The organism is Halobacillus sp., assembly GCF_049282395.1.
Taxonomy (GTDB): domain Bacteria; phylum Bacillota; class Bacilli; order Bacillales; family Halobacillaceae; genus Halobacillus.
The window spans coordinates 1-10,366 of sequence record NZ_JBAPTY010000270.1; the positions used below are offsets into that span (position 1 = coordinate 1).

12 protein-coding genes are annotated in these 10,366 nt (G+C 41.1%); 10 read left to right on the forward strand and 2 right to left on the reverse strand.

Going from position 1 to position 10,366, the window contains the following annotated elements; genetic code table 11:
• Together WAM07_RS11305 and WAM07_RS11310 are read left to right on the forward strand one after the other, a co-directional pair.
• The coding region (locus tag WAM07_RS11305) for an RNA-guided endonuclease TnpB family protein (protein WP_422166925.1) at window positions 1–642 on the forward strand (642 nt) is incomplete at its 5' end.
• A gap of 221 nt (window positions 643–863) precedes the next feature.
• Window positions 864–1,247 carry a DUF302 domain-containing protein gene (locus WAM07_RS11310; RefSeq protein ID WP_089753938.1) on the forward strand — a complete coding sequence of 128 codons (384 nt, stop codon included), beginning with the start codon at window positions 864–866 and terminating at the stop codon, window positions 1,245–1,247.
• 651 nt (window positions 1,248–1,898) lie between these two features.
• On the opposite strand, the gene WAM07_RS11315 is transcribed toward WAM07_RS11310, so the two are convergent.
• Entirely contained in the window at window positions 1,899–2,630 is a 732-nt protein-coding gene (locus tag WAM07_RS11315) for a DUF421 domain-containing protein (protein WP_422166941.1), read from the reverse strand.
• Between the two features lie 147 nt (window positions 2,631–2,777).
• On the opposite strand from WAM07_RS11315, the gene WAM07_RS11320 reads away from it, so the two are divergent.
• The 7 genes from WAM07_RS11320 (at window position 2,778) to WAM07_RS11350 (ending at window position 6,797) form a co-directional block, all read left to right on the forward strand.
• The gene (locus WAM07_RS11320) at window positions 2,778–3,035 is read left to right on the forward strand and encodes a metal-sensitive transcriptional regulator (RefSeq protein WP_422166928.1); all 258 of its coding nucleotides are present in this window, start codon (window positions 2,778–2,780) and stop codon (window positions 3,033–3,035) included.
• A gap of 61 nt (window positions 3,036–3,096) precedes the next feature.
• Entirely contained in the window at window positions 3,097–3,576 is a 480-nt protein-coding gene (locus tag WAM07_RS11325) for a DsrE/DsrF/DrsH-like family protein (protein ID WP_224895381.1), read from the forward strand.
• Between the two features lie 16 nt (window positions 3,577–3,592).
• Window positions 3,593–3,889 (forward strand): rhodanese-like domain-containing protein, encoded by a 297-nt coding sequence (locus WAM07_RS11330; protein ID WP_422166930.1) that lies wholly within the window; start codon window positions 3,593–3,595, stop codon window positions 3,887–3,889.
• 44 nt (window positions 3,890–3,933) lie between these two features.
• Window positions 3,934–4,500, forward strand: a complete 567-nt coding sequence (locus WAM07_RS11335; protein ID WP_422166932.1) for a sulfurtransferase TusA family protein — start codon at window positions 3,934–3,936, stop codon at window positions 4,498–4,500.
• A gap of 40 nt (window positions 4,501–4,540) precedes the next feature.
• Window positions 4,541–5,671 carry an MBL fold metallo-hydrolase gene (locus WAM07_RS11340; protein ID WP_422166934.1) on the forward strand — a complete coding sequence of 377 codons (1,131 nt, stop codon included), beginning with the start codon at window positions 4,541–4,543 and terminating at the stop codon, window positions 5,669–5,671.
• Between the two features lie 62 nt (window positions 5,672–5,733).
• A complete protein-coding gene (locus WAM07_RS11345; protein WP_014645171.1) occupies window positions 5,734–5,961 on the forward strand; it encodes a sulfurtransferase TusA family protein in 228 nt (75 codons plus the stop codon).
• A 59-nt stretch (window positions 5,962–6,020) separates the two neighbouring features.
• Window positions 6,021–6,797, forward strand: coding sequence for a sulfite exporter TauE/SafE family protein (locus tag WAM07_RS11350; RefSeq protein ID WP_422166936.1), 777 nt, complete (start codon window positions 6,021–6,023; stop codon window positions 6,795–6,797).
• Between the two features lie 515 nt (window positions 6,798–7,312).
• Here WAM07_RS11350 and WAM07_RS11355 read toward each other — a convergent pair.
• Window positions 7,313–9,229, reverse strand: a complete 1,917-nt coding sequence (locus tag WAM07_RS11355) for an LTA synthase family protein (protein WP_422166938.1) — start codon at window positions 9,227–9,229, stop codon at window positions 7,313–7,315.
• A gap of 314 nt (window positions 9,230–9,543) precedes the next feature.
• Between WAM07_RS11355 and WAM07_RS11360 the strand changes: the two genes are divergently transcribed.
• On the forward strand, window positions 9,544–9,999 hold the full coding sequence (locus WAM07_RS11360; protein ID WP_422166940.1) for a DinB family protein: 456 nt from the start codon (window positions 9,544–9,546) through the stop codon (window positions 9,997–9,999).
• Window positions 10,000–10,366 lie beyond the last annotated feature (367 nt).

Below are 10,366 nucleotides of genomic sequence, written 5' to 3' on the forward strand. Positions count from 1 at the left end.
GTATCAATTCTTGTTAAAACAGATATTCAGGAACTTCCTAAATCCAACGCTTATATTGGCATTGATCTCGGATTGAAAGACTTCGCTGCTCTCTCGAATGGCACTACCTATCAAAACCCACGATACCTACGTAAGACCGAAAAGAAACTAGCAAAAGCTCAACGTATCCTTTCCCGAAGGGAAATGGGATCTTCGAATTGGCATAAGCAACGTATTAAAGTAGCTAGACTTCACGAGAAGATAGCGAACTCCCGCAAAGATTATCTGCATAAGATTTCAACCGAAATCATCAAAAACCACGATGTGATCGGGGTAGAAAATCTCCAAATTTCCAATATGCTCAAAAACCGAAAACTTTCCAAATCAATTAGTGATGTGAGCTGGTCGATGTTCACGTCTATGCTCGAATACAAAGCAAAGTGGTACGGGAAGCAGTTGGTAACCGTATCGAAAGTTTTTGCGAGTTCACAGCTGTGTTCCAAGTGCGGATACCAAAACCGTGAGGTAAAGAATCTCGCTGTTCGAACGTGGGATTGCCCAGATTGCGGCTGCCACCACGACCGCGACCTAAATGCGAGCTTCAATATATTGAAGGAGATTCAAAGAATCCTTACAACCGTCGGTGCGACGGGGCTAGCCTAATCATTTGAACGAACCGTTAGGTTCGTGCTCTTAGGAATCCTCCAACTTCAAGGAGCGTCAGCGAGTAAGTGGGGGTAGTTCAACTGTGAAACTTTTCGTTTTTTCTATTCCCTGACTAAAAACCGGTCCCCCTGTCTATTACAGTAAAACCCAATTTTCACGATTATCTTCATACCTTAACGGGTATGCTGAAATAGAGAGCTTATAAAGGAGGTTTAAACATGTTTCATTACACAGTAGAAACAGAAAAAGGAATTGAAGAAGCAGTAGAAAGTTTAGAAGCCAGCCTTAAAGAAGCCCAGTTCGGAGTTTTATGGAATTTTGATATTAAAGATAAACTCAATGAAAAAGGACTAGAATTCGAGAAAGAATTTAAAGTATTGGAAGTATGTAATCCTAAGGAAGCTCAGCGTATTCTTAATGAAAATACACTAGCTGGTTATTTCCTGCCATGTAAAATGGTTGTTTATTCTGACGGGGGCTCTACAAAAATTGGTATGCCTAAGCCAACTGCCCTCATTCAATTGGTGGAAGATGAACAAATCCAGAGACTCGCGGAAGATATTGAACAGCGATTAATCCATTGCATGGATCAAAGCGTATAATTTATGAGAGGAGGGATAATCATTGAATTATCCTTCCTTTTTTATTTAGATCTGTTATATCTGGTTGCTAATTTTCATAATAGACTTCTTAAAGTATAGGGTCGGATAGTTGAAGACTCAGTTTCGAGATATTTTATGAGAGAAAGGTCCTGCGGAGGATGATTCGCTTTCCGCGGGAATGTGCTGAGCCTCCTCGAGCTAATGCTCTCCGGGGTCTCACCGGTCATGTTTATCCCGCAGGAGTCTTCATCATCCCCCTCCAGACCTTGCAATAGTCAGACGCTCGAAATTCTATTTGAAATCCCCCCCCTTATGAATAAGGACTATCTATGTAAGTAGTGCTGGCTCTTACTCTTCTTACGGTTGAACCCTCTGTAGCAACATTTGAGTCTGTTTCGGGATGCTCCAGTTCTCCTACTAGCAGGTCCGTTCACAAGAGATCGTTGGGGTTGGTTGGAAATAACGAGACTCCCGCGGGAGAAGGAGCTATGCGAGACCCCTCAGGTAGTGATAACGACCGAGGAGGCTTGCCAGTTCCCCCGCAGGAAAGCGAGTTATTTCCCCACCAACCCTCTTCCATTTAAAGTAAAGGACCCAATTGTCTCAAAATCGAGTCTTAAACAAACGAGAACTTATCTTTAAAAAAACATCCTAATTTTGTATCGGTGGAAGATTTGTCAGCTTCTTTCCTTTGACTGAACAATGAAACTCCCCCTGATTCGTAATCGCCCCATAAAATATATTCTCAATAGAAGTTATCCCGCAAGCTCTCAATTGGTTCTCCAACCATTCCTCGTTTTTATCCAGACGTTCCAAAATATCTTTTTGTAATTTACCGTCCAAAATAAGTGGAATGTCATAACCCCCACCCCTATATGGAAGTTGAAAATCCTCCCTCGTAATGTTTTCTTTTTCTGACTTTAATTTCACAGACATTAATCCGTTGGCTTCAATCAGGGCTAATTCGACATCATTAATGTGGTAAACATCTTTTTCTCGAAGCATCTGAAGGATATTATCAATAGAATAGTGGATACTCTTAATGTTCTTTTCGACTATTTCTCCATTGTACACAACTACTGTTGGTTCAAAAGTTAAGAGCTTTCCAAGTTTGCGGTTTCTTAGTTTGGTCCGTACAATAAATTTCTGCAGTAAAGCGATCGCAATCATAGCTACAATCGTATGAATATGATCGACGTTCGGATTGGCAATATCAGCCCCTACTACTGACCCCAGTACAAGAACCACCAAAAAGTCAAAGACCGGCAATTTACCGATTGCCCGTTTTCCCATAATTAACCCTATTACTAGTAAGAATGGGAGAATGGTTACTATTCTGCCTAAAACCTTTAGTAAATCCCACAATACGTCCAATTGATTCACCACCTATACGTAGGTTTGCTTACCACATAATGTTTTATCCAATATTCTTTTATCCACCTGTTGACATTATACCTTACGGGGTATATTATTAGTCATGTACTGTTCAAACACAGCAAACAAAATCTTCATTAAGGGAGGGGAATCAACATGGAGTACAACGAAGCCATGAAAAACAGAGTTAAGCGTCTGGAAGGACAGTTAAGAGGCGTGCTAAGAATGATGGAAGAAAATAAAGATTGCAAAGACGTCATCACCCAACTGTCTGCTTCTAGAAGTGCCATTGATCGTACCATCGGTTTAGTCGTCAGCTCCAACCTTGTGGAGTGCATTCAGGAATCAAGTGATAACCAAAACACGGAAGATTCCATCAACGAGGCTGTGCAGCTTCTAGTTAAAAGCCGATAATTTTTTAATAATTTAAATACCCATACACGTATATGTATAATTAAATTCTAGGAGGATAAAGATGTCTGAAACAAAATCAACCAATATCATCTTGTTCAGCGGAGATTATGATAAAGCGATGGCCGCTTATATTATTGCTAACGGGGCAGCGGCTTACGATCATAACGTAACCATTTTCCACACATTCTGGGGGTTAAACGCTCTGCGAAAAGATGAACAAGTATCTGTTAAGAAAAACTTTATGGAAAAAATGTTTGGAAAAATGATGCCGAGAGGTGCCGATAAAATGGGCATATCTAAAATGAACTATGCTGGATTCGGCCCGAAAATGATTAAAGATGTCATGAAAAAACACAACGCTATGCCGTTGCCTGACCTGATTGAAATGGCGCAGGAACAGGATGTTAACCTTGTCGCTTGTACCATGACCATGGATCTCTTAGGGCTTCAAAAAGAAGAACTGCTCGATGAAATTGAATATGCTGGTGTTGCTGCTTATATTGGTGATGCTGAAGACGGGAACGTAAATCTGTTTATTTAATAGGAGGTTAGCTTAAATGAAAACAATAAGCGCACAAGAACTGGAAGAAAAATTGAACAAAAATGAATCATTGAACCTCATTGACGTTCGTGAGGATGAGGAAGTAGCTGCCGGAAAAATTCCTGGGGCTGCACATATCCCTCTCGGCTCATTAGAAGCCCGTATAGACGAATTGGATCATTCCAAGGGCTATGTAATGATTTGCCGATCTGGAGGCCGCAGCGGTCGTGCTGCACAGTTCCTTGAACAAAGTGGCTTTAATGTAACAAACATGGACGGCGGCATGCTGGATTGGAACGGCCCTACTGAATAATATAATAAATTATATACCCTTCGGGGTTATAGGAGGATAAATGGATGGATATTAAAGCAGATCATTTATTAGATGCTAAAGGACTTGCGTGCCCGATGCCTATTGTAAAAACGAAAAAAATGATAAAAGACTTAAATTCTGGCGATGTAGTCGAAGTTCAGGCAACCGATAAAGGTTCTAAAGCGGATCTCCAGGCCTGGGCCAAGAGTGCCGGTCATCAATATCTAGGAACCATTGAAGAAGATGGCACCTTAAAACACTATATTCGTAAAGCAAGTGATGAATCAGAAGAGAAATTGCACCCGGACACTGTAAATAATGAGGAGCTTTCTCAAAACCTGCAAAATGATAATGTACTCCTTCTCGATGTACGTGAATCAGCGGAGTTTGCATTCGAGCATATTCCGGAAGCTGTATCTATTCCACTTGGTGAATTAGATGATCGAATCAATGAAATTGACAAGATGAAAGATGTTTATGTAGTATGCCGCACAGGAAGTCGAAGCGATATGGCTTGTCAAAAGCTTACGGAAAAAGGTTTTGACCGGGTTTACAATGTTGTACCAGGAATGAGCGAGTGGTCCGGTGAAACGAAGTCACTGCGTTCATAAAATTTTTTAAAAAATAATATACCTTAGGGGGTAATTAAGAATGGCAATAAAAGAAATCTCAGTTAAGGACTTAGCTGAAAAAGCACTTCAAAAAGAAGAACTATTTTTACTTGATGTCCGTACAGAAGACGCTTTCCAGGACTGGAAGATCGAAAGTGAGAATTTCACTTATTTGAATATCCCTTACTTTGATCTGCTGGATGGCGTGGAAGAAATTGAAGATCAGCTTCCAAAAGATAAGGATATTGTAGTGGCCTGTGCCAAAGGCGGGTCTTCCCAGATGATCACAGAAATGCTGGATGACGCCGGATTTACAAATGTTTATTCCTTGGCAGGCGGCATGAAAGCGTGGAGTGAACACTTAATGCCTGTTAAGGTAAGTGATCTTACAGACGGTGGCGAGCTTTACCAATTTGTACGTATCGGTAAAGGCTGCTTATCTTACATGGTTGTATCGAACGGAGAAGCAGCTATTATCGACTCCACCCGTAAAACCGATGTATACGTGAATTTCGCTGAACAATTGGGTGTGAAAATTAAACATGTATTTGATACCCATCTACACGCTGACCATATATCTGGAGGCAGAACAATCGCTCAGCAAACAGGTGCTGCTTACTGGCTTCCTCCAAAGGATGCAGAAGAAGTAACCTTTGATTATCAGCCATTAAAAGATGGAGAAAAGGTGACCATTGGAAACACAACCATCGATATTCACGCGCTGTATTCACCAGGGCACACCATTGGTTCCACTTCTTTTGTAGTCGATGATCAGTACTTGATGACTGGAGATATCCTGTTCATCGATAGTATCGGCCGCCCTGACCTGGCAGGAAAAGCAGATGATTGGGTCATGGATCTTAGAGAAACGTTGTATAAACGCTATAAAGACCTTTCAGATGAACTCATCGTACTTCCTGCGCACTTCATGATTATGGACGAATTAAACGAAGATGGAACAGTAGCCGAGAAGCTGGGTGTTCTCTTTGAGAAAAACCACGGCCTGAACATCGAAGACAAAGATGAGTTTAGAAAAATGGTAACTGAAAATCTTCCGCCACAGCCAAATGCTTATCAGGAAATCCGTGAAACCAACATGGGTAAAATTGATCCGGAAGAAGAAGAACAGCGTGAAATGGAAATTGGTCCTAACCGCTGTGCCGTCCGCTAATTAGTTCTAAGGTAAACAAACAAAGATTTTAAAACAACACTATTTATTGGAGGTCATTCCCTATGAACGTAACAAAAGTATTAGATGCCAAAGGTTTAGCATGCCCTATGCCAATTGTGAAAACAAAGAAAGCCATGAAAGAAGTTGAGAGCGGCGAAACACTTGAAATCCACGCAACCGATCAAGGTGCGAAAAGTGACTTAACAGCCTGGGCTAAATCCAGCGGCCACGAACTTCTTCAACATGACGAAGAAGACGGTGTATTTAAGTTCTGGATACAAAAAGGGTAAGGAATTTTTCAAAAGAGGGAACCATATGCGGTTCCCTTTTTTAAGGAGGTCGACCAAAAATGGAATTTGGATTAATTATTACTATCTTTCTTATCGGATTTGCAGGGTCTTATGTATCAGGAATGCTCGGCATAGGCGGGTCGATTATTAAATACCCGATGCTGCTTTATATCCCTCCACTCGTAGGATTTACAGCCTTCACTTCCCATGAAGTTTCCGGAATCAGTGCGGTTCAGGTTTTCTTTGCTACGATTGGAGGCGTATGGGCCTACCGAAAAGGTGGATACTTGAACAAATCCCTCATTCTCTATATGGGAGTTAGTATCCTAATTGGAAGCTTTATAGGCGGTTATGGCTCAAGATTCATGCCGGAAAGCGGAATAAACCTTGTTTACGGTGTGCTTGCACTAATAGCTACGATTATGATGTTTATCCCTAAAAAGGGCTTGGACGATCAAGCGCTTGAAGAAATAGACTTTAACCGGCCACTCGCTTCCTCTCTAGCTTTAATCGTTGGGGTCGGCGCAGGTATCGTAGGAGCTGCCGGCGCTTTCCTTCTCGTCCCTATTATGCTTGTGGTATTAAAAATACCAACCAGGATGACGATTGCTTCTTCCCTCGCGATCACTTTAATTTCATCCATTGGGGCAACGATAGGTAAAGTTACGACCGGTCAAGTTGAGTACTTTCCAGCGGCCATTATGGTCGTAGCCAGTTTACTAGCAGCTCCCCTCGGAGCCATAGCAGGAAAAAAAATCAATACAAGAGTATTACAAACCATTCTTGCAGTGCTGATTTTAGGCACTACGATAAAAGTATGGATGGATTTCTTTTAAGACACTAAACAGCTGACTCTAAAGAGTCGGCTGTTTTTTTAATTTTAAAGAAAAGTTGATAACTGTAAGAGATATATTCCACTATCTTGCCGTTTTGTGTAAGATTCAGTTTCGAGGTGTTGGTAGGTATTTAGGGGCGTTGAGGAAGACTCGCTTTCCTGTGGTGGAACCGGCAAGCTTCCTTTGGCTGCGCCCTGTGGGATCTCGCCTACTCCCTTCTCACACGGAAGTCTTCCCCCACGACCCTTGCGATATAAGAGGATCGAAATTATATTAGGAAAAAGAAGGCTATGATTATGCGGACAACTTGTAACATAAAGCTGTAAACCAAGCTCTCTTCGATCAAAAGCGTTATATCACGTTGAGCGTTTCGAACCTCTTCTTATCTATCGTATGGGGGCGGATAAGCGGCGAGACTCCTATGGGATGAACATGATCGACGCAACTTTGAGATTAAACTGACCTATATATAAATAAAAAAAGCCACCGACCTGCATTAGGCCGGCAGCTTTCAATTATTCTTCTTCTTTATTGTCTTCATTAGAGGTTTGGTCTGTGTTGACCATTTCGGTCTCATCAAGATAGCGCAGCAAGTCTCCATAAACTACAGAGTCAGAGACGCTGAGTTCCTCTTGCGCAGCTTTAAAGCCTTCTTCGCAAGTTTTGGCTTCGACCTCTTCACCAGTTTCTCTGTCATAACAAACTCCCTGAATACCCACATACTCTTCATTCGCAAAATCACCATCGCGGGTAATCATCATTTCACGACGATCTTTATTCAGCAAGTCCTGACCGAATTGCACAGGGTTCTCATCCTCAATTCCAAGCAGATTGGTAATCGTAGGACGAAGGTCAATTTGACCTCCTACGGTATGGTTCGTTTCAGAAGGAATGTCTTTACCATAAACCAGCATAGGAACACGCTGTAACTGGAACTGTTCATAAGCGTTGATATCTTTACCAAGATATTCTCCCATTGCTTTCTGGTGATTTTCAGAGATTCCGAAGTGGTCACCATAGATTAAGAGAATCGTATCATCATAGAGTTCCGATTTCTTGAAATCCTCTACAAACTGTTTTAGTACTTCATCCTGATAGCGGATGGTCTGGAAATAACGGTTTAGCGTACCGCTGGATGTTTCGCCTTCCTCAATCATAATTTCTTCTTCAGGTAAAGAGAAAGGATAGTGGTTCGTCAGAGTAATCATTTTCGAATAGAATGGTTGATCCATTTCTTTCATTTTCTGAAGTGAATCTTCAAAGAAATACTCGTCCAGATAACCCCATCCATGGGATTTTTCCGGTGTGATTTCATAATCTTCTTTAGAGAAAAACTCATCGTAACCAAGGGAGTCGTACATAACGTTACGATTCCAGAAAGTCTTATCGTTTGCATGCATGACATTCGTAAAGTAGCCATTCTCACTTAGTAACTCAGGCATAGCTTCATATTCATTTCCTGAGTGGGTGAAAAAGACAGCGCCACGGTTCAATGGATACATGGAATTCGCTAATAGGAATTCTGAATCTGACGTCCGTCCCTGCTTCACCTGATGATAGAAGTTATCGAAATATAAGCCTTCTTCTTTCAAGTCATTAAAGTATGGAGTAAGCTCTTCTCCATGAAGCTTGTTATCAACGACGAAAGTTTGCGTACTTTCAAGCGAGATGGCAATAACGTTTTTACCTTCAGCTACCCCTTCCAGGCGGTTGCTGTCTTCTTTTTTCTGTTCATTCAGATAGTTGATCACTGGCACAAGTTCGTTACTGTCAGCCAGCGTTTTCTTCATTTCCGTCTTACCTTGCAGGACGGCATCATAGACGTGATAGTTTAAAAGGCCAATATATTTCACCAGCATCGTGCGGTCAAATGTACGCTCAAGAAGATCAGTACGCTCTTCTTCAGCCCACTGCAAGTTAATCACAAACAATGGAATCGCAATAATCGCAAGCAAAAATCCTTCACGCCTTTTCGGTGTGAATTGACTTAAGCGAGCAGGCTTCAGATAAAACAGGAAGAATGCAGCGATTAAAACATCAACAAACAAAAAGATGTCTGATGCTTCCAGGATTGTTTGGATACTGCCTCCCATTCCTGCCAGGTTCGCTACCTGATTTAACATAGGAATGGTGATAAAGTCGTTATATTCCCTATAAAAAAGAATGTTCACATATAACAGTAAAGATCCAAGAATATAGGAAACTAACATCCCTCGGCGTCCTGCCAGCAGAACTCCAATACCAAAGATTAGAAAAATACTGCTTAGAGGATTGAATGCAAGAATATTAGCTTCATTGGGGTTTTCTACATTTAAAGAGAAGATATTGCTTTGAATATATGACATTTTCAGCCAGAATAAACCTATGACAAGGGCATAGACAGTTAATTTCAACAATGTGTTTTTGTTTAAATATTTTTTTAGTGTAAACATTGTAAAACCTCCGTTAAATTTACATTAACCTATTCTACCTTATTTGAACCGATTTTTGTACCATAAATTGATAGTTTAAATTAGCTGAAATAATTGTAACCTTATCCATAAAGCTTTGTAATATAAAAATGCATCTCTAGACCTATGCTTGTTTTTACCAATTTTTAAATACATCCGAATTTACATTCCCACCATCACGTTTACTTAAACTTAATAATCTCACGCTGAATTTATGTCCAAACCTTCCTGTTTGACTTCCATAGATATACAAATTACGTTTGGACTGAAGCAAATTAATTTAGGAGGTTATGTACATGAGTAAAGTTGAACAATTCATCAATTCCTTGTCTCCTCACCGCGGAGCATTAAATGATTTAATTGAAATGATCGATGAAAATAACTATGCATTTAAACCTACTCCTACATCTATGGAGACAGAGAAGCTGGTTAACCATACGCTGAAAACGACTTATACCTTTGCCCGGCTTGCGGCCAAGCAGTCACCTGAAGACCTTTTCCCGGAAGGTGACGACACTCCCTTAGCGGAGCGCGCCAGAGTTTACACGGACGAAACTTATGCATCGATTAAACTGTTAGAAGATGAAGATCTGGATGAACTTATTGATGTTAAGAAAATGTTCGGATCAGAAATCCCTGCAGGTAAATTGTTAGAAATGGCTAAAGACCATGAGATTCATCATAAGGGTCAGCTCTTCGTATATGTAAGAGAGATGGGAAATACGGATTTACCGAGTTTCGTTAAAAAATAACCATCATTAACTTCCCGTGTTGAATCAAAAGCCCTTAAGAACTTTTAAGAAATAAATCAGTAAGAAAGGACAGGAAATCACTCTTCCTGTCCTTTCTTTTAATTTAAGGCTCTATTAAATCGCCGTGTTGATCTTACAGAAAAGCTCCCGTTTGTGTAAGACTCAGTTTCGAGACATTGGAGGAGCGGAAGGTCCTTCGGGGGACGATTTCGCTTTCCGTGGGCATGTGCTGAGCCTCCTCAAGCTAACGCTTTCCGGGGTCTCACCGATCATGTTTATCCCACAGGAGTCTTCATCGTCCCCTCCGGACCTTGCGAAATAAGGAGCTCGAACCACTTTACCCTTCACCCGCGTGAGGAGATATTAC

Excerpts from the sequence above, each read along its gene's own strand:
- WAM07_RS11320 (WP_422166928.1), top strand. The coding sequence starts at position 2,778 with ATGGAGTACAACGAAGCCATGAAAAACAGAGTTAAGCGTCTGGAAGGA.
- WAM07_RS11345 (WP_014645171.1), top strand. The coding sequence starts at position 5,734 with ATGAACGTAACAAAAGTATTAGATGCCAAAGGTTTAGCATGCCCTATG.
- WAM07_RS11355 (WP_422166938.1), bottom strand. The coding sequence starts at position 9,229 with ATGTTTACACTAAAAAAATATTTAAACAAAAACACATTGTTGAAATTA.
- WAM07_RS11335 (WP_422166932.1), top strand. The coding sequence starts at position 3,934 with ATGGATATTAAAGCAGATCATTTATTAGATGCTAAAGGACTTGCGTGC.
- WAM07_RS11310 (WP_089753938.1), top strand. The coding sequence starts at position 864 with ATGTTTCATTACACAGTAGAAACAGAAAAAGGAATTGAAGAAGCAGTA.
- WAM07_RS11360 (WP_422166940.1), top strand. The coding sequence starts at position 9,544 with ATGAGTAAAGTTGAACAATTCATCAATTCCTTGTCTCCTCACCGCGGA.
- WAM07_RS11340 (WP_422166934.1), top strand. The coding sequence starts at position 4,541 with ATGGCAATAAAAGAAATCTCAGTTAAGGACTTAGCTGAAAAAGCACTT.
- WAM07_RS11325 (WP_224895381.1), top strand. The coding sequence starts at position 3,097 with ATGTCTGAAACAAAATCAACCAATATCATCTTGTTCAGCGGAGATTAT.
- WAM07_RS11350 (WP_422166936.1), top strand. The coding sequence starts at position 6,021 with ATGGAATTTGGATTAATTATTACTATCTTTCTTATCGGATTTGCAGGG.
- WAM07_RS11330 (WP_422166930.1), top strand. The coding sequence starts at position 3,593 with ATGAAAACAATAAGCGCACAAGAACTGGAAGAAAAATTGAACAAAAAT.